Raw genomic sequence first — 20,090 nt, forward strand, 5'->3', positions numbered from 1 at the left:
GGATGATAAAGGAGTGAACAAGAATGGAAATACAAAAGGTAGTCGAACTTCCAGTTGAAGGGAAGATGAGGAAAGGGATTAATTCAAATGCTCTTCAGCAGCTTCTAGCATTTGCAAGTTTAATTGTACTTGTTGTCATTTTTTCAATTGCTTCAGCTAATTTTCTGCAATTTGATAACATTATAGGAATCTTTCTATCGACAGCTGTTACGGGCATCCTTGCTCTAGGTGCAACGATGATTATCGTTACAAGTGGAATTGATTTATCGTGTGGAACCGTACTGACCTTGTCTTCGGTTATGACCGGTGTTTTTGCTGTCAACTTAGGTTTACCGGTTTGGGTAGCTGTTACCTTAGGGATTTTAATAGGTGCCGTAGTAGGGTTGATTTCTGGAGCTGCGATTGCAAAATTGAAGATTCCACCATTTATTGCAACGTTAGCTATGATGATGATCGCGAAAGGATTGGCACTTGTTATTTCTAAAGCTACTCCAATTTATTTTACTTCTATACCGAGCTTTAACAAAATTGCGATGGGTTCTATTATCCCTGGTTTTGCTATTCCGAATGCTGTTTTCATCTTTTTTGGAATGGCCATTTTCGCAAGCTTAATTTTAAATAAAACGATAATCGGCAGATATACATTTGCACTAGGAAGCAATGAAGAAGCAACTCGTCTTTCTGGAGTGAATGTGGATAAGTGGAAAATAATAATCTACATGCTTGCAGGTGTTTTTACTGGTGTCGCAGGGATAATAATGGCATCTCGTTTAAATTCTGCTCAGCCTGCTTTAGGAGCAGGATATGAATTGGAAGCAATCGCAGCAGTAGTTATTGGGGGAACTTCTTTAAGTGGTGGTAAAGGAACAATTCTTGGTACTGTTATCGGTGCATTGATTATGAGTGTGTTAACTAATGGTCTTCAAATCCTTTCAGTGCCTCAAGAATGGCAAACAGTAGTTGTTGGGGCTGTTATCTTATTAGCAGTTTACGCAGATGTATTGCGAAACAAAAAAGCAAAGAATTAACTGTGATACTGTTTTTTAAATAAAACAATATATAGGGGGAATTTTAGATGAAAAAAGCAAAAACAGGCATAGTTTTATCGTCAATTCTCGCAATCTCAATGTTTATGGGAGCATGTTCTTCAAACAATGCAAGCACGGGAAGTAAGGATAGTAATGCTCCTGCAAAAGATGACGGTAAGCGCTATGTTGCGATTATTTCAAAAGGGTTCCAGCATCAATTTTGGCAGGCAGTTAAAAAAGGGGCGGAGCAAGCAGCAGATGAGTATAAGGTGAATATTACATTTGTAGGTCCTGAAACGGAAGCACAGGTTGATAAACAAGTTGAAATGCTACGTAGCACACTTGATAAAAAACCAGATGCGATTGGTTTTGCCGCATTAGACTCTAAGGCTGCTCTTCCTTTATTAGAACAAGCAAAGACAAAAAATTCCGGTTGTTGCATTTGACTCAGGTGTTGAGGGAGATATCCCTGTAGCAACAGCTGCAACAGATAATAAAGCGGCAGCAGCTCTTGCAGCTGAGAAAATGGCTGGATTAGTTGGGGAAAAAGGGGAAGTAGCAGTAGTTGCTCACGACCAGACAAGTAAAACAGGTGTTGAACGCCGAGATGGCTTTGTAAATACAATCAAATCAAAGTATCCGGACATCAAAATTGTCGATATTCAATATGGTAGCGGTGATCAATTAAAATCGACTGATGCTGCTAAGGCAATTATGCAAGCGCACCCAAATGTAAAAGGTATTTTCGGTACAAATGAAGGTTCTGCGATTGGGGTAGTAAATGCTGTTAAAGAATTGAACAAAAAGAGTGTAGTAGTAGTTGGCTTTGACTCTGGAAAACTACAAATTGATGCGATTAAGAGCGGGGTAATGGCAGGTGCGATTACACAAAATCCAATTGGAATTGGTTATGAAACTGTTAAAGCTGCTGTTGAGAACTTAGATGGGAAACAAGTATCCAAAACAATTGACACTGGTTTCTATTGGTACGATAAAAAGAACATTGATGATCCAAAAATTAAGGAAGTTCTATATCAATAAAATTTAAAACGAAACTAGCAATAATAAAAATAGAAACTGAGGTGTATAACATTGTCTAATGTAATAAATGATTTGAAATTATATGCAAATAAGATTGTCCAAACTGGTCTTGTAGTAGGAGCAGGTGGGAATTTAAGTATGAGAGACGGGAATATGATGTATATCTCTCCTAGCGGTTTTGATTTACAAGAGATAGAAGACCACGAGTGGGTACGTGTCAATATTGAAACAGGTGAGATATTGGATGATTTAAAACCATCTTCTGAAATATTAATGCATTTAGAATGTTTTCGTAAGCGTCCTGATATAACAGCTGTTTTACACGCTCATCCAAGTTATTCGGTAGGTGTATCATGTACTGGTCATACCATTCCGAGTCTATTCCCAGATTTTCCGGCAATGATCAAAAGTGTGGCTTACCTTGAATATATGATTCCGACTACAGAAGTATTGGCTAACGCGGTATCAGATGTAATTGAAGAAAATGATGTAGTAGTAATGAGAAATCACGGCGTATTGACGGTTGGTAAAACAATGAAAGAAGCATATTTTTTAATGCAAATTCTAGAAGAAGCGGCAAAAGTATATACGATTGCATCGACAGTAGGCGCGCCAAGAATCCTTACAGAGGAAGAATGTCACGAATTAAGAAATCTATCTTCTGAGAAATATAGATTACAACTACTAAAAGATGCGGAGTAGTTGAAGTGTTTCCGAGGGGTGTGAATGAATGGAAAAAGTTTGGGCTTTTGATTTAGGTGCATCCAATGGGCGTTTAATGGTAAGTGGATTTGATGGAAAACGCCTTTATCTTGAAGAGGTTCACCGGTTCTCCAATCGCCCGGTTTACGCAACAGGTCATTATTATTGGGATATTTTAAGGATATTCCAAGAAATGAAGAATGGAATTGGGAAAAGTATTCAAAACGGTCATAAGTCGATTGAAAGTTTGTCTATCGATACGTGGGGCGTTGATTTCGGACTTCTCTCTGCAACAGGGGAATTGCTTAGCAATCCTTATTCTTATAGAGATCCGCATACAAATGATAGTTTAAAAGAAATAACGGAAGTAGTTCCAAAGGAGGTTTTGTTCTCTAGAACTGGAGTCGCGCCAGCAGCAATTAATACGATTTGTCAACTTTATACGATACAAAAAAACAACCCGGATTTAATGGAAAAGGCAAAAACTCTATTATTAACACCAAACTTATTGAGTTATTTATTTTCCGGTGAAAAAGCGAATGAATATACGATTAGTACAACGACATCGTTATTTTATATTCATGAGCGTAATTGGGATACTACCCTTATGACTAAGTTAAATTTGCCGAGAGAAATCATGGGAAATATTGTGATGGCGGGAACGACACTTGGTCCGACACTTGCTTCTATTCATAACGAATTTGGCATGAAACCTGTTAAGGTTATTGCTGGTACAGGACATGATACAGCTTGTGCTCTTGCTGCACTGCCTATAAAGTCAGAAAATTCTGCATTTATGAGTTGTGGTACGTGGATCTTAATGGGAGTTCAAGTGAAGGATCCTGTCATTAATGAACAGGCTTTGGAATGGGGCTTTACAAATGAAGGAACGGCAGATGGCGAGTTTCGGCTACTGAAAAATATTATGGGGTTATGGCTCATTCAAGAATGTAGGGCGGCTTGGGCAAAAGAAGGCAAGCTTTTTACTTACGAAGAAGAAGCAATGTTAATTCGAAATACAAGGCCATTTGCACATTTCATAGACCCAGATGATCCTTCTTTCTTCAATCCGGAAAATATGCCAAAACAAATTCGAGATTTCTGTATAAAGAGTGGTCAACAGCTGCCTGAAACGGAAGGAAGTTTCCTCCGTTGTATTTTGGAGAGTCTTTCACTCAAGTACAGGTGGGTCTTAGAGAAACTGGAATCTTTAACTGGAAAATCAGTAGAGGTTATCCATATGGGCGGCGGAGGCATTCAAAATGATTTATTTTGTCAATTTACCGCAAATGCGACAAACCGTCCTGTTATAGCGGGACCGGTTGAAGCGAGCTCAATTGGAAATGCATTATCGCAATGGATCACACTAGGAAAAATAAAAGATTTAAAGGAAGGTAGAGAAATTGTTGAAAATTCGTTTCCTGTTAAACAGTATCAACCTCAAAATCAATTAGAATGGCAGGAAGCATACGGTCGTTTTATTGAAATAATCGATAAAAATGTAGTAAGAGGGGGGCTTTAAAATGAAACCAGTTCATAATAGATTTTACAATAAATTACCGAAAATCGGAATTAGGCCAACTATTGATGGAAGAAGAAATGGTGTACGTGAATCTCTTGAAGATATGACGATGAATCTCGCAAAATCGGTAGCAAATTTATTAACTGAAAACTTGCGTCATTATAATGGCGAGGCAGTAGAATGTGTCATCGCTGATACATGTATTGGCGGTGTGACTGAAGCGGCCAAAGCGGCTGAAAAATTTGCAGTAGAGGGAGTCGGTGTTTCTATTACTGTTACACCATGCTGGTGCTATGGTTCTGAAACAATGGATATGAATCCAAATATTCCAAAAGCAGTATGGGGATTTAATGGAACAGAACGTCCAGGGGCAGTGTATCTAGCGGCAGTCTTAGCTGCCCACAATCAAAAGGGCATCCCGGCTTTCGGAATATACGGGAAAGATGTGCAAGATTTAAGTGATACATCCATTCCTGAGGATGTGCAGGAAAAGTTACTCCAATTTGCAAAGTCTGGCCTTGTTGTTGCCACTCTAAAAGGAAAATCGTATCTTTCGATGGGATCTGTATCTATGGGGATTGCCGGTAGTACCGTTCAGCCTGAATTTTTCCAAGAGTATTTAGGTATGAGAAATGAATATATTGACATGACCGAATTTGTAAGAAGGATAGATGAAGAGATTTATGATAAGGAAGAATATGAAAAGGCTTTAAATTGGGTGAAAGAGTATTGCCTAGAAGGTCCAGATAATAATTCGGAAGAAATGCAACGATCAAGGGAGCAAAAGAATAAAGATTGGGAAACTAGCGTTAAAATGACGTTAATTGCAAGAGATCTTATGGTAGGAAATCCGAAACTAGAGGAACTTGGCTATGGTGAAGAAGCACTAGGACATAACGCCATTTCTGCAGGTTTCCAAGGTCAGCGTCAATGGACGGACCATTTCCCGAATGGCGATTTTATGGAAACGATTTTAAATTCCTCCTTTGATTGGAACGGAATTCGTCCTCCATACATTATGGCTACTGAAAATGATAGTTTAAATGGGGTTACGATGCTATTTGGCCATTTATTAACAAATACGGCTCAAGTTTTTGCAGATGTAAGAACGTATTGGAGCCCGGAGGCGGTAGAACGTGTGACAGGGCATAAGCCTGAGGGATTGGCGTCAAATGGGTTTATTCATATGATTAACTCTGGTTCCGCTGCACTTGATGGTACAGGACAACAAACGAAAGATGGAAAGCCTGCTATAAAACCATTTTGGGAAATTACGGAGGAAGAAGCTCAAAATTGTCTAGCAGCTACTTCCTGGAGACCAGCTTCGACAGGATATTTCCGCGGGGGCGGATTCTCGAGTGATTTCTTAACAAAGGGAAATATGCCTGTAACAGCAGCGCGTCTCAATCTTGTTAAAGGATTAGGCCCTGTTTTACAAATTGCAGAAGGTTATACGGTTGAAATACCAGAAGAGGTTCACGACGTATTGGATGATAGAACCGATCCAACTTGGCCAACAACATGGTTTGTACCAAATATAACGGGAGAAGGTGCCTTTAAAGATGTTTACACTGTGATGAATAATTGGGGTGCTAATCACTGTGTAATAAGCTACGGACATATTGGCAATGATTTAATTACTCTTGCTTCCATGCTCCGAATTCCTGTAAATATGCATAACGTCAAAGAAGAGAATATCTTCAGACCGAGTGCATGGGGAATGTTCGGAACAAAAGATCCAGAAGCAGCAGATTATCGCGCCTGCCAAAACTTTGGTCCATTATACCATTAATGAAAAGATCCCCTGATTGTATATCGGGGGATTACTATAGAGCATATTTTTCCGCATTGGAATGAAAGTGTAGCAATTGTAGTGCTGAAAAGAATTGTAAGTACGGATACACACTATTTTCGTATCCGAAATAATAGAACAATAAAAAATAACGGAGGTTAAAAATATGGTTAATAGCTTATGGAACGAAACAAAGGAATCACAATTATCGCAAGGAGTAGACGAATTAGTGTATCGTTCGAATTTAATTGGAGCAGATCGTGCAGTATGTAATTGGGGTGGCGGAAACACATCGGTAAAAACAGTGGAAAAAGATTTTCGTGGTCATGATGTAGAGGTCATGTGGGTTAAAGGAAGCGGATCTGATTTAGCGACTATGAAAGCAAAAAACTTTACTGGTTTAAGAATGGAAGACATTCGTTTATTAATGGAGCGCGAAGAAATGCCAGATGAAGAAATGGTAGAGTACTTAGCGCATTGTATGATTGACAGCAAGCATCCGCGTGCGTCCATCGAAACATTATTGCATGCTTTCTTACCTTTTAAACATGTGGATCATACACATCCAGATGCCATTATTAGTCTTTGCTGCGCACATAACGGAAGACAAATTGCCGAGGAGATTTACGGTAATCGTTTCGTTTGGGTTCCGTATGTGCGTCCTGGATTTACGTTATCTAAAATGATTGCAGAAGGCGTGAAAAATAACCCAAATGCTGAACTAGTATTAATGGAAAAACACGGCTTAGTCGTTTGGGGAGATACGGCAAAGCAAAGTTATGAAAAAACGATTGCGGTTATTAATGAGGCAGAACAATATATTAATGAGCGAGTGAATGAAAGTACTATATTTGGAGGCCAAAAATACGAAGCTCTTTCAGTAGAAGAGCGTAGAGGCATTCTTGCAAAAGTAATGCCGATTACTCGCGGGGCAGTCAGTGATGAAAAGAAAATGCTATTATCCTATGACGATACAGATGAAGTACTTCAATTTGTAAACAGCCACAATGCACGAGAGCTTTCGCAAGTTGGAGCGGCTTGTCCGGATCATTTAGTTCATACAAAGCGCAGTCCTCTTTATATCGATTGGGATCCGCAAACGAAAGACTTAGATGAATTAATAGAGAAAATGAAAGCTGGTGTAGAAAACTTTAAAGAAGAGTATAAAGCTTACTTTGAACGTAACAAATACGAAGGAGACCAAATGTTTGAATCTGCACCTCGCGTTATTTTAATTCCTGGTATCGGTATGGTGAATACCGGTAAAAATGTGGCGATGTCAAAAGTAAGTGGTGCGCTGTATCATAGGGCGATTGCGGTAATGAAAGGTTCCACAACACTGGGACGTTTCGTTTCTCTGGGTGAAAATGAATCTTACAATGTGGAGTACTGGCCATTAGAGTTATATAAATTATCACTAGCACCAGCTGAAGCGGAATTTTCCCGCAAAGTTGCTTTTATTACAGGGGGTGCTGGCGGAATTGGAAGTGAAACGGGACGCTGCCTCGTTTCAGAAGGTGCTCATGTAGTACTTGCCGACTTGAACTTTGAAGGGGCAGAAAAAGTTGCGGCTGAAATTAACGAAAAGTACGGCGAAGAACGTGCGATTGCGGTGAAAATGGATGTAACAAAAGAAGAAGAAGTGAAGGCGGCGTTTGAGCAGGCGGCTCTTACTTACGGAGGCGTTGATAGTATCGTGAACAATGCAGGACTTGCGACGTCTAGTCCATTTGATGAAACAACACTTCAAGAATGGAATTTAAATATGAACGTACTTGGAACGGGATACTTTTTAGTGGCACGTGAAGCGTTCAAGCAAATGAAACAGCAAGGAATTGGCGGAAACATGGTATTTGTCGGCTCAAAAAATTCTGTGTATGCCGGGAAAAACGCCACAGCATACAGCTCTGTAAAAGCACTCGAAACGCATTTAGCGAGATGTATTGCAGCTGAAGGCGGTGAGTATGGTATTCGTGTAAATTCAGTTCTTCCCGATGCGGTTCTGCAAGGATCAGCTATTTGGGGTTCAAAATGGCGTGAAGAACGTGCCGCGGCATACGGTATCGAGCCGGATCAGTTAGAAGAGCATTACCGTAAACGCACAACATTATTAGTTAATATTTATTCGAAAGACATCGCTGAATCGATTGCTTTCTTTGCCTCTTCAAAGGCAGATAAAACAACAGGATGTATGATTACAGTTGATGGTGGTGTAACCGCAGCATTTACTAGATAATCATTTCGCTTGTGAAAAGGTATTTAAAAAGAAGTGTAATAGGCAAATGTTTTTTGTCTATTACACTTCCATATAAAAGAATAGCGAATTTCATGGGGAGAATAGAATAAGTCAATGTGCAGAAGGGGACATTTTACATTCGCTTTTCAAAAGGGGATGGAAATTTGAAACTTAAAAACTTATTAACAGGGGGATTGCTTTTTGGTACTCTATTATTCTCTTTAGGAAGCACGGGAGAGTTTAGTAAAGTAGAGGCAACATCACCTATTACAATTGAAACTCCAAAACCAGAAGGAAAGAAATTGACGCTTTGGTACAATCAGCCAGCAAAAGATTGGGAAAAACAAGCATTGCCAATTGGGAATGGTTATATGGGCGGCATGGTCTTTGGCGGAGTCCAGCAAGAACGTATTCAGTTTAATGAAAAAACGCTTTGGACTGGCGGACCGAGCAGTACGAGTGAGTATACTTTCGGGAATCGTGATGGGGCAGCGAGTCATTTAGGTAGTATTAGAGAAAAGTTATCAAAAGGTGATAAATCAGGAGCAGAAAGGGAATCCACGCAATTTCTAACTGGTTTTCAAAAAGGGTTTGGTTCCTATCAAAATTTTGGGGATATATACTTAGATTTTAATATGCCAGATGCGTCTTTATTTTCCAATTATCGTAGAGAATTGAATTTAAATGAGGGAATTGCTAGTGTGTCTTATAACTATAAAGGTGTTCAATATAATAGGGAATATTTCACAAGTTACCCTGATCGCGTGATGGTCATGCGTTTAACTGCTAGTGAATCGAAACAGCTTTCGTTAGATGTTAGACCTACTAGCGCACAGGGAGGGCAAGTATCATCTATAGATAACAAAATTACTATCAAAGGACAAATAGCGAATAATGGAATGAAATATGAATCAGAATTCAAAGTACTGAATGAGGGTGGTACATTAACAGCAGAGAATGGGAAAATTAAAGTAGCGAATGCAGATAGCTTAACAATTATAATGACTGCGGCTACTGATTATGAAAATAAGTACCCTACTTATAAAGGGGAAGATCCACATCAACAGGTTGAAAAAACCATGTCTGCTATTTCTAAAAAGAGTTATGAGGTTTTAAAATATACACATATTAAAGACTATTACTCTTTATTTAATCGTGTATCTTTAAATTTAGGAGGGGAAAACCCATCTGTTCCAACAAATGAACTACTAGCATCTTACAGTAAAGAAAACAGTAAGTATTTAGAAGAACTATTCTTCCAATATGGAAGGTATTTGCTTATTTCTTCTTCAAGACCAGGAACGCTTCCTGCAAATCTACAAGGAGTATGGAATAATTCGAACACACCACCGTGGGAAAGTGACTATCATTTCAATATTAATCTGCAAATGAATTATTGGCCTGCAGAAGTGACAAATCTGTCTGAAACAGCCGAGCCATTAATGGACTATGTTGATTCATTAAGAGCACCAGGGAGGGTTTCCGCAGAAAAACATTTCGGTGTTACAGGCGGTGGATGGACCGTTAACACGATGAATAATCCATTTGGATTTACTGCGCCCGGCTGGGGATTAGGCTGGGGATGGGCACCTAGTGCGAACGCCTTCATTGGTCAAAACGTTTGGGAACATTATAAATTTACGGATGATAAACAATACTTAAAAGAAAAGATTTATCCAATAATTAAAGAAGCAGCAGAGTTTCATAGTAAGTTTTTAGTGGAAGATCAAAATAAGAAGTTAGTCGTATCTCCGTGCTGGTCCCCAGAGCTTGGTGGTATTTCTAATGGATGTGCCTTCGACCAACAATTAGTGTATGAGTTATTCTCAAATGTAATCGAAGCTAGTGAAATCTTGCAGATTGATACGATGTTTCGAGATGAGTTAAAGACTAAAAGAGATCGATTATTCCCACCAATTCAAATTGGTAGATATGGTCAGGTGCAAGAATGGAAGGATGATATAGATGATCCTGGCGAAACGCACCGGCACATATCCCAGTTAGTTGCATTATATCCAGGAAGTATGATCAATCACAAAACACCTGAATGGCTAAATGCAGCTAAAGTCACCTTAAACCATCGTGGTGACGAGGGAACAGGCTGGAGTAAAGCGAATAAAATTAATTTATGGGCACGTTTATTAGATGGTGACCATGCTTATAAAATTTTGCAAGGGCAACTTACAGGAAGTACGCTCAGCAATTTATTTGATACGCATCCACCGTTTCAAATTGATGGAAACTTTGGCGCAACATCGGGAATTGCTGAAATGTTAATTCAAAGCCATACTGACTCCATTCAATTATTACCTGCACTTCCGAAAGCTTGGAAGGACGGTTCTTATAAAGGACTAAGAGCACGCGGTGCATTTACGATTGATGCGGACTGGAAAAATGGCGTTCCTACAGTCATTCAGGTGACTTCTGATCACGGAAATGATGTAAAGTTAAAAAGTCCAATGTTCAATACACCATTTACTTTGACAAGAGTGGGAACGAATACACCGGTGCCATTTACGAAGGATGGCGATACGATTTCATTTAAAACTGAAGCAGGTAAAAAGTATAAAATTGAGTCTATGCTTAGTTTCGATCTAGAATCTCCGAATAGTGTAACAGCAGGAAATACAGTTAAGGTAAAGGCCAATTTATCAAATTTTGGTACGTTGAAATCTTCATCTGGAGAAGTGGTTGTAAAGGCTCCTGAGAGCTGGAATGTGAAACCGATTAAAGTAGCTTTTGAAGGCATTGAACCAGGAGGATCTAAAACAATTGAGGCGGATTTACCTGTCCCTATTGATATAGTTGCTAATCAGTACGCCATTGAAGCGGAAGTAAATACAGATAGCGGGACGGTTAGTAAATCCAATCAAATAGAAGTAACGCCAGCAGTAAAGCTCATTTCGGCAAAGGTAGAACCAAATCCAATTATTGTTGAAGGTGGTTCTACTACATTAAAAGTAAAGGTTCAAAATGAAATAAAGGAAAAAGTGACTCCTGGAAAAATTGAATTGCAATTACCAGATGACTGGAATGCACAGCCATCAACAACAGACTTTCAATTACCGGCAGGAGGAGAGGAGACATATTCGTTTGTTATAACTCCGCCAAATCAGTTTAAAGGAATGAAAGAAGTTGGAGTTTCTGTGAAATTGGGGAATTCGGTGGTGACTTCAACGAAAGTGCAAGTGGCTTCCGGCGGTATCTATCTTAGTGATATTCCGTGGGTAAAAGCAACTGCCGGATGGGCAACAGTTCAAAAAGATAAAAGTACCGATGGAAATCCAATTTCATTACTCGGAACTACAGGTCCTATTACGTATAAAAAAGGGATCGGAACTCATTCAAAATCAGAAGTTATCTATGATATCTCAAATTCAACGTATAAACAATTTAATTCATATGTAGGAATTGATCAGGAACCTGGTGGTAAAGGTGGTTCGGTCGTATTTAAAGTACTACTTGATGGGGCCGAAGTATTTAATAGCGGCACAATGTACTATAATACGCCAGCCAAATTTGTTGATGTAGATCTTACCGGTAAGAAAGAATTAAAACTAGTCGTTGATGATGCAGGTAACGGTAATGGAAATGATCACGCGGACTGGGCGGATGCTTGGTTGAGTTTTAAATAATCTATTATATTGCTATCCAGCTAACATAAAATGAAAAAAATGCTATTCTTTCTATAGAACCATAGGGAGAATAGCATTTTTTTATCTAAAATATCATATAAAGTCATATTCTCTACCTACAGTTCGTAAATAACCGAATTGTGTTAATGTCTACGATTTACAAAAGAAACCATATGAGGTGTTCTAAAAATGAAAATACAAATTGTATTGTTTGATGGCTTCGGAGAGCTCGTCTCCTTTGCACCTTTTGAGGTATTGAAAAGAGCGATAGAAGAAGGGGCTCCGTTTACGGTGGAACTCATATCAAGTGAACGAAAGCAAGAGGTTACTACTTCGTTTGGAGTTACGGTTAAACTACATGATTTTTTACGAATGGATAATCGTCCAGATCTGTTAATTGTACCTGGTGGTGGCTGGAATCATAAAGCTGAACATGGGGCACGAAAGCAAGCAGAGCTTGGTACTTTGACTAAAATGATTAGGGAGATGCACAATGAAGGAACGATTGTTGCTGGAGTTTGTACAGGAGGTATGTTACTAGCTGCATCCGGTATATTGAATGATAAAAAGGCAACAATGCATCATTTGGCGCAGAATGAAATGAGTAAATATGGAGCAGAACTTCTTCATTACAGAATTGTGGATCAAGGCGATGTGATTACTGCAAGAGGAGTTACTTCAGGAATTGATTTAGGTCTTTGGATCACGGAAAGGTTTGCAAGTCCCAAAATTGCAGCTGCTGTTGAATATAGAATGGAATACGAGAGGCGAGGTGTTGTTTGGAAGTAATTTAACTTCTTTTTATCCCTCTTTAACGGGCAGTAAGAATCCCACCTCAAAATTCGGCGAATGTGGGAGACCAACTGCCCGTAAAAATCCGATTGGTGTGGGCTAATAATCAGTGTGGGTGGACAAAACCTCACTGACTAAAGTTTCAATTTATCATAATGGACATAAATGTTGCTTATAAATATGAAGTAAGATGTCATGAAGATAAAGAAAGGTTATTAATTTTTTATGTATTTTAATCAGAGGATTATAGTGTACACAAGACCTTTTGTTAAATTCAGAATATAAAGTGTTTTTTTATGGAGAATGAAAAAATGCATATAGGAGGAATGGCATGAAAGACAATACTCCTAAGAAAATCTTATTTATTCAATCAGGCATTACTTTTTATTACCCAATGATTGAAGAAGTGATTTTTAATAGTTTACAAAAGGTAAACAGCAATACAATTATGGTGAATCCAGAAGAAGCTATAAAAATCGCGTTAAAAGTTAAACCGGATTTTATTTTGGTACTAAGCGGTTTAAGTGCAGAGTTTCATAGTATAATACCATTCTTAAAAAATGCAGGTTTTACTACTGGACTTTGGCTGACAGATGATCCTTACTATACGGATTTAACACAGAATCTTGTTCCGTATTATGATTATATATTTACGCAAGATTTAAATTGTATCCAGTTTTATAAAGGGATAGGATGTAATAATGTTTTTCATCTTCCTTTAGCAGCAAACCAAGATGTGTTTAAACCTTCTCTTAAAGAGGATACATATAATTATGATCTTAGTTTTATAGGCACCGCATTTGAAAATAGAATTACTTTTGTTGATTCAATTTCAGAGTATTTAGCAGAAAAAAACACAAAAATTGTGGGATATGGCTGGGAGAAGTTAAAGAATTATGAAAGGTTACAGGATAAAATACAACTCTTGCCACTTGCAAAGTATGAAGATGCGTTACAATATTACTCATCTACTAAAATTAATATAAATTTACACCGTTCACCATATGATAAGGAATTGAATTGTAATTCAGCAAATATCCAAGCATATTCAGTAAATAATAGGACGTTTGAAATTAATGCTGTAGGTTCTTTTCAATTAACTGATGTACGCCCAGATATATCAAAGCACTACATACCAGGTGTTGAAATAGAAACTTTTTATAATGCATCGGAGTTTATAAAAAAAGCGGAGTATTATTTGGAAAATGTACAAGAAAGAGAACGAATAGCAAGAAATGGGCTGAATAGAACTTTGAAAAATCACACATATGATAAACGTATATTACAATTATTAAACTATATTAATTTCATTGATGTGACGATGTAGCCATTAACTTAAATGTATTAGTATCGATAAAAATGAAGTTATGTTTTGGGCACTTTCAACTAGAGTTAACTCTCGTCCTTTTATAGGGACGGGAGTTTTTTGTATTTTTATTTAGTTATAGCTCTAAATCTTTTCAATACATTAAGAAAATATGTCGGATATACGACACATTCATCATTTCTGATTATTGTTAAGAGTTTTATTCAAGATTATAATTTGAGGTAAAATAAAACAACACGTTCTCAGTTATTGTGCGTCAAAATGGGGAGAGAAGTTTATGAAGAATCCAGTGTTAATTGTTGGAGCTAGAGAAACTTCAAGAGCTATGGGTGAACAAGAAAAAACATTAGAGTTCTATGCCAATTCATTTATTTGATATAATGGATGTGAAGCAGGAAATAGATAGAAAGAAGCTTCTAGTAATTCATACTTAAAATGTAGGGAGATTGAACAGATTTATGGGGAATGAAAAAGAAATTAGTTCCGCTAAATTAATATGGAAGATGACGCGCCCACATACATTGACGGCGACGTTTTCTCCTGTAATTTTAGGGACAGTAGCATCACTTTATGTTGCCAAAGTTGATTGGCTTTTATTTATTGCGATGATGAGCGCATGTTTAGCATTGCAAATAGCAACGAATTTATTTAATGAGTACTATGATTTCAAACGCGGATTAGATACCGCTGATTCTGTTGGCATTGGTGGTGGAATTGTCCGTCATGGATTGAAACCAAAAAATGTTTTAACAGTTGCGCTTTTATTGTATGTAGTAGCAGCACTTATTGGCATTTATATTTGTATGAATAGCAGCTGGTGGTTAGTCGTCATTGGTTTAATTGGGATGGCGGTTGGCTATTTATATACAGGTGGTCCATTACCAATTGCGTACACTCCGTTTGGAGAATTAGTTTCTGGATTGCTAATGGGGACATGTTTTGTACTTATTGCTTTCTTTATTCAAACGAATACTATAACGATTGAAAGTGTATTGATTTCCATCCCAATTGGAATTTTAGTCGGTGCAATCAACATGTCGAATAACATCCGAGATATCGAAGAAGATATTAAAGGTGGAAGAAAGACATTAGTAATCCTCCTTGGGAGAGAAAAAGCAGTGGTAACACTAGCGGTAGCCTTTTTCATTGCTTATTTATGGATTGCTGTAATTGTATTGATGGGTTATATAAGCCCTTGGGCATTAGTTATGTTCCTAGGTTTGAAAAAGCCAATCTCTGCAATTCAAAGTTTCCAAAAAGGGGCAAAGGATCCAGGGTATATGCGCATCGCAATGAAATCAACAGCGATGACAAATACGATTTTCGGCTTCTTATTATCAGTCGGACTATTAATCAGTTATTTGTTTTAAATAAAAATCCTCAACAATCGAGCAATATTGTTAAGTGATTAATCCCCTATTTCTCAATTTAAATACAGAGAAATGGGGGTTTTTATTTTGTGATTTACAACGCTAAGCTCATTTTCCTGACGATTACCCCGTTTTTAACAACGTTAAGAAAGTTTTAGTGGCCTTAAAGAATCTAATGATATCACTTTCTCCGAATAAAAATGGTATTCTCCTAACAAATTACTATGTTCCCATATGTGTGCTTGTTTTGATCCCTAAAGATTTTAGGTGTAATACCTGTGTGTTTTTTGAATGTTTTTGTGAAATGACTCTGGTCGTAAAAACGAAGTAGGTTCGAAATGTCCGTCAAGGAAATGTCTGTCGTTATCAGCAGCTTTCTTGCTTCATTGATTTTTTCTTTATTGATAAAATCTAATACAGAAAATCCGATGATTGCTTTAAACATCGAGGACAGGTAATTTGGGTTTAACCCAGTAATTTCAGAGAGCTGTTTCACCGATATAGGCTCGTAAATATGATTTTTAATATAACTTTCGCAGACTCTGACTGGCTTAGGGAATTTGTGTTCATTTATCTGATTTACCATTTTTGTAAACTCGATTGCAACGGTGTTGCGGTAATCTTGAAGCTGCTTTATATCATCTATTTCCTCTATGCACTGAATTGCCATGTCGCTCATGGTGTACGCCTGTTCTGGGTCCAGCCCGCTTTCGATCGCTGCCCGTAAAACCTGCACCATTGACGCCGAAATAGACTTGGTGAAAAAAGGACTTACTGTGACAACAACAGTAAGTCCTTAATCTGTTTGTTATCGTGAGAGAAGCACCAACTTTGCTGCATGCGTTAAATATTGTAAGTGTTTGAAAAATCAAAAAATGATAACTGATACTACGTCAAGAAAATAGACACAGTTTTTTCTACAGTGCTTTCACTTGGTGGCAGCACCTTTTATAAGAATGGTCCCCTTGGTTTAACAAATGCTTTTTTGTAAATAATATGTTCGTTAAACAATTAATTAAGGGGGAATTGTATGCCACAGGATCGAAAAGTAGAAGTTCAAAACGATGCATACGAAGGAAAAGAGATTGTACCAGATAATCCACAATATGTACCGCGTCACATGCAAATGGAGCTGCCTCACGAATTTTCTATAAATCCTCTGTTTGCCCGTGAAGGAGAATCAGCCGTTCCGCGCTTTCACATGCCTGATAAAGGCATGTTACCAGAAACAGCGTATCAAATCGTCCATGATGAAATTGCTCTTGATGGCAATGCCCGCTTGAATCTTGCAACATTCGTTAGCACATGGATGGAGTCTGCCGCAGAGCAATTATATGCCAAATCATTCGACAAGAACATGATTGACAAGGATGAATATCCACAGACAGCCGAAATTGAGGAGCGGTGTGTCCGCATTTTAGCCAACCTCTGGCATTCGCCCACCCCCATTACGACTATGGGTGTTTCAACAACCGGATCGTCGGAAGCATGTATGCTCGGGGGGCTTGCGTTAAAGAGACGCTGGCAAAACGCACGCAAAAGCGAAGGGAAGCCGGTGGATCGTCCCAATATTGTGTTTAGTTCTGCTGTTCAAGTCGTTTGGGAAAAGTTCGCGAACTATTGGGAGGTTGAACCACGCTATGTGAAGGTTAGCCCAGAGCATCCCCAATTGGATCCTCAGGGGGTCCTCGCTGCCGTGGATGAAAATACGATTGGTGTAGTACCGATTCTCGGTGAGACTTATACCGGGCTTTACGAACCGGTTGCCGCCATTGCGAAAGCTTTGGACGATTTACAGGAGAGGACGGGCCTCGACATTCCCATGCATGTGGATGCGGCTTCGGGGGGATTTATAGCACCGTTTCTTCAACCAGATTTAGTCTGGGATTTTCAATTACCGAGGGTGAAGTCCATCAATGTATCCGGACATAAATATGGATTAGTCTATCCTGGGTTGGGTTGGATAATTTGGCGAGAAGCTGAAGATCTCCCTGAGGATCTAATCTTCCGCGTCTCCTATTTGGGCGGGAACATGCCGACTTTTGCTCTGAATTTCTCTCGTCCTGGCGCACAAGTGCTCCTGCAATATTACAATTACCTGCGTTTGGGGAAAAGTGGGTACTATGATGTCCAAAGGGCTTCTCAGAAAGTCGCTCTTTTTCTTAGTAAGGCGATTCAGAAGATGGGACCGTTCGAACTTTTGTCCGATGGTTCGGATATTCCGGTTTTCGCTTGGCGACTGAAAGATGGTTACACATTAAACTGGAATCTTTATGATTTATCTCGACAATTGCGTGTGTTCGGCTGGCAAGTACCCGCTTATCCATTGCCTCCAGATATGGAAGAGGTGACGATTATGCGCGTTGTGGTTCGAAATGGATTATCAATGGATCTCGCGCATTTATTTTTGATGAACCTCAAACAGGCCGTTGCCTTTCTGGATTCCCTGGACGGGCCTATGCCACATGATACAAAATGTGATAATGGGTTTCATCACTAAATGGGGACAGATCCGTAGTCATTAAGTTGAGCTAACCACCGGTGAAATTAACTATCTTAGATGAATCCTTCCATTAAGAAATTTATTGGAGGGACTTTTTATGGAGATTAAGTCGACCAATAAGAATATGCTTTATACAGAAGAAAGTTTATATCAATTATCGGTTTGGGGAACAGATTAAGCACCCAATCTGATAAATAGACGGAGAGATTCCACCTATTGATTCAAAAAATATGAAAATGGGTAATAGAATCTTTAGCTTATGGGAAAAATAACATTATAAAATAAACTAAAAGAGCCAGCTCATACGAGTAGGCTCTTTTAGTTATCTACTATTTCTAAGTGTCCTCTTATTTTCTCCGGAATGTCCTTTTCAGAAATAACGTCGTAAGAATAGACATACTTACCTTTCACATGAATTTTCAAGTAAGTTTTTCTTATAAAATCATTAGGAGTGTTCGTTCCTACTGTATATTCTTTCTCATTCCTTAATTCATCAACACCTTTTAGTGAGTACATAGCTCTTCCTTTATGATGGTAATCTGGAACGCCATATCCCTTCGCAACGGCGTATACATTTTTTTCTTCAGCAATCGGATTAAATCTGTCTAAATCTCCGCGTAATATGAAAGGTAGTAAGTATATAGGGAGGCCTATTCCTATTATGCAAATTACAAATTTCTTCATGATTATTTCTCCTTTTGTTCATTTACATGTTTCAGTATAGAAAAAAATTCTTATAAATAAAGGGAGATTTTCTTAAGGTTTTCTTAAAAAGAATTTTAAGGTTATTTTAACCAAAATTTTCATGGAAATCCCTTTAAAAAGAACGAAAGTTCGTATGTAATAGGAACAAACGTTCTTTTTTTAGGGGTGATTACCTTGTATGATTATTTTCTTTTACCTAATCGTATTATTCTTTGTGTAGATCTTCGTAGCTTTTATGCGAGTGTTTCCTGCATTAAAAAAGGACTGGATCCACGTTATACAAAATTGGCCGTTGTAGGTGATGTGAATCAGAGGGGGTCAATCGTATTAGCGGCAACACCGCCATTAAAAGCATTAGGGATCAGGAAGATGGCAAGATTGTACGAAATACCGAAGCGACCAGATATTATTATTGTGAATCCAATTATGCATACGTATATGAAGTGTTCAACTTTCATAACTGGTTTAGCTTTGCAGTATGTCGCGCCCGAAGATTTTCATCAATATAGTATCGATGAATTTTTCATGGATATGACTGCAAGTATTCATTTGTTTGCAAATAATCCGCGCGAGTTCGCATTAAAGTTTAAGCGAGAAATATATGAACGTACGCGAATTGACAGTACAGTTGGCATTGGTCCGAACTTATTATTGAGTAAAGTAGCAATGGATATTGAAGCGAAAAAGAATAGGGATGGAATAGCGCAGTGGACGTATGACGATATACCCGAGAAGTTATGGAGTATTAGACCGCTCAGTAAATTTTGGGGTATATCGTATAAAACGGAAATGAAATTGAACCGAAAAGGTATACATACAATAGGGGAATTAGCGCAGTATCCTTTGAAATATTTAAAACAATCGTTTGGTGTAATAGGAGAAGAGTTACATTTACATAGTAATGGGATTGATTTTAGCAGAATAGCAGAAAAATACGTTCCTGCAACAACATCGATAGCGAAAAGCCAAATATTATTACGTGATTATTCGGTAGAAGAGTTCATCGTTATTTTATTAGAACATATAGAAGAGGTTTGTTATAGGTTGAGACGAGAAAAGAAATGCGCGCAAACAATCCATTTTTCAGTTGGATATAGCAAGGAATACGGCGGGGGGATACGAAAGGCACATACATTAAATCGGGCAACAAACTTAACAATGGATATTTACAATGTTTGTACATACTTTTTATACGAGCGGCATACAGGGGAGCCGATTCGATCAATAAGTATTTCGCTAACAAATTTAATAAATGAAGGGGAAGAGCAAATTTCGCTTTTCGATAACATTGTACAAAGAGAAAAAGAAATGCGATTAACGAAGGTTATGGACGAAATTCGAACACGATTTGGTAAGAACAGTATTTTACGTGGGGTTTCCTACACAAGCGTCGCAACAGCAAGATATAGAAACACATTATTAGGAGGGCACAAATCG

13 protein-coding genes and 1 pseudogene are annotated in these 20,090 nt (G+C 38.2%); 12 read left to right on the plus strand and 2 right to left on the minus strand.

Features of this window, described 5'->3' with window-relative positions:
• Positions 1-23 precede the first annotated feature (23 nt).
• From CDB3_RS08670 to menA, 10 genes and pseudogenes are all read left to right on the plus strand, one after another.
• On the plus strand, positions 24-1,028 hold the full coding sequence (locus CDB3_RS08670) for an ABC transporter permease (protein WP_179139682.1): 1,005 nt from the start codon (positions 24-26) through the stop codon (positions 1,026-1,028).
• A gap of 47 nt (positions 1,029-1,075) precedes the next feature.
• A pseudogene (locus CDB3_RS08675) lies at positions 1,076-2,069 on the plus strand (substrate-binding domain-containing protein).
• A gap of 51 nt (positions 2,070-2,120) precedes the next feature.
• The gene (locus tag CDB3_RS08680) at positions 2,121-2,771 is read left to right on the plus strand and encodes a class II aldolase/adducin family protein (protein ID WP_128854132.1); all 651 of its coding nucleotides are present in this window, start codon (positions 2,121-2,123) and stop codon (positions 2,769-2,771) included.
• Between the two features lie 28 nt (positions 2,772-2,799).
• The gene (locus tag CDB3_RS08685) at positions 2,800-4,293 is read left to right on the plus strand and encodes a rhamnulokinase (RefSeq protein ID WP_128854133.1); all 1,494 of its coding nucleotides are present in this window, start codon (positions 2,800-2,802) and stop codon (positions 4,291-4,293) included.
• 1 nt (position 4,294) lies between these two features.
• Positions 4,295-6,085, plus strand: a complete 1,791-nt coding sequence (locus tag CDB3_RS08690) for an L-fucose isomerase (RefSeq protein WP_128854134.1) — start codon at positions 4,295-4,297, stop codon at positions 6,083-6,085.
• 166 nt (positions 6,086-6,251) lie between these two features.
• The gene (locus tag CDB3_RS08695) at positions 6,252-8,321 is read left to right on the plus strand and encodes a bifunctional aldolase/short-chain dehydrogenase (RefSeq protein ID WP_128854135.1); all 2,070 of its coding nucleotides are present in this window, start codon (positions 6,252-6,254) and stop codon (positions 8,319-8,321) included.
• A 164-nt stretch (positions 8,322-8,485) separates the two neighbouring features.
• Complete coding sequence (locus tag CDB3_RS08700; RefSeq protein WP_128854136.1) at positions 8,486-11,956, plus strand: glycosyl hydrolase family 95 catalytic domain-containing protein; 3,471 nt, start codon at positions 8,486-8,488, stop codon at positions 11,954-11,956.
• 189 nt (positions 11,957-12,145) lie between these two features.
• Positions 12,146-12,745, plus strand: a complete 600-nt coding sequence (locus CDB3_RS08705; protein ID WP_128854137.1) for a DJ-1/PfpI family protein — start codon at positions 12,146-12,148, stop codon at positions 12,743-12,745.
• A 334-nt stretch (positions 12,746-13,079) separates the two neighbouring features.
• Positions 13,080-14,075 (plus strand): CgeB family protein, encoded by a 996-nt coding sequence (locus CDB3_RS08710; RefSeq protein WP_128854138.1) that lies wholly within the window; start codon positions 13,080-13,082, stop codon positions 14,073-14,075.
• A gap of 458 nt (positions 14,076-14,533) precedes the next feature.
• Complete coding sequence (gene menA / locus CDB3_RS08715; protein ID WP_128854139.1) at positions 14,534-15,445, plus strand: 1,4-dihydroxy-2-naphthoate polyprenyltransferase; 912 nt, start codon at positions 14,534-14,536, stop codon at positions 15,443-15,445.
• A gap of 211 nt (positions 15,446-15,656) precedes the next feature.
• Here menA and CDB3_RS08720 read toward each other — a convergent pair whose 3' ends face one another.
• Positions 15,657-16,184, minus strand: coding sequence for a helix-turn-helix domain-containing protein (locus tag CDB3_RS08720; RefSeq protein ID WP_128854140.1), 528 nt, complete (start codon positions 16,182-16,184; stop codon positions 15,657-15,659).
• 291 nt (positions 16,185-16,475) lie between these two features.
• On the opposite strand from CDB3_RS08720, the gene gad reads away from it, so the two are divergent.
• A complete protein-coding gene (gene gad, locus CDB3_RS08725) occupies positions 16,476-17,945 on the plus strand; it encodes a glutamate decarboxylase (RefSeq protein WP_128854141.1) in 1,470 nt (489 codons plus the stop codon).
• Between the two features lie 321 nt (positions 17,946-18,266).
• Here gad and CDB3_RS08730 read toward each other — a convergent pair whose 3' ends face one another.
• Positions 18,267-18,632, minus strand: a complete 366-nt coding sequence (locus CDB3_RS08730; protein ID WP_128854142.1) for a YxeA family protein — start codon at positions 18,630-18,632, stop codon at positions 18,267-18,269.
• Positions 18,633-18,827: 195 nt separating this feature from the next.
• On the opposite strand from CDB3_RS08730, the gene CDB3_RS08735 reads away from it, so the two are divergent.
• Positions 18,828-20,090, plus strand: a 1,263-nt coding sequence (locus CDB3_RS08735; RefSeq protein WP_142263480.1) for a Y-family DNA polymerase, incomplete at its 3' end; no start/stop codon positions are given.

The sequence above is a fragment of the Bacillus sp. CDB3 genome (genome assembly GCF_002081505.1).
GTDB lineage: Bacteria > Bacillota > Bacilli > Bacillales > Bacillaceae_G > Bacillus_A > Bacillus_A cereus_AT.

Excerpts from the sequence above, each read along its gene's own strand:
- CDB3_RS08685 (WP_128854133.1), top strand. The coding sequence starts at position 2,800 with ATGGAAAAAGTTTGGGCTTTTGATTTAGGTGCATCCAATGGGCGTTTA.
- CDB3_RS08710 (WP_128854138.1), top strand. The coding sequence starts at position 13,080 with ATGAAAGACAATACTCCTAAGAAAATCTTATTTATTCAATCAGGCATT.
- CDB3_RS08670 (WP_179139682.1), top strand. The coding sequence starts at position 24 with ATGGAAATACAAAAGGTAGTCGAACTTCCAGTTGAAGGGAAGATGAGG.
- CDB3_RS08730 (WP_128854142.1), bottom strand. The coding sequence starts at position 18,632 with ATGAAGAAATTTGTAATTTGCATAATAGGAATAGGCCTCCCTATATAC.
- menA (WP_128854139.1), top strand. The coding sequence starts at position 14,534 with ATGGGGAATGAAAAAGAAATTAGTTCCGCTAAATTAATATGGAAGATG.
- CDB3_RS08690 (WP_128854134.1), top strand. The coding sequence starts at position 4,295 with ATGAAACCAGTTCATAATAGATTTTACAATAAATTACCGAAAATCGGA.
- CDB3_RS08695 (WP_128854135.1), top strand. The coding sequence starts at position 6,252 with ATGGTTAATAGCTTATGGAACGAAACAAAGGAATCACAATTATCGCAA.
- CDB3_RS08720 (WP_128854140.1), bottom strand. The coding sequence starts at position 16,184 with ATGGTGCAGGTTTTACGGGCAGCGATCGAAAGCGGGCTGGACCCAGAA.
- gad (WP_128854141.1), top strand. The coding sequence starts at position 16,476 with ATGCCACAGGATCGAAAAGTAGAAGTTCAAAACGATGCATACGAAGGA.
- CDB3_RS08705 (WP_128854137.1), top strand. The coding sequence starts at position 12,146 with ATGAAAATACAAATTGTATTGTTTGATGGCTTCGGAGAGCTCGTCTCC.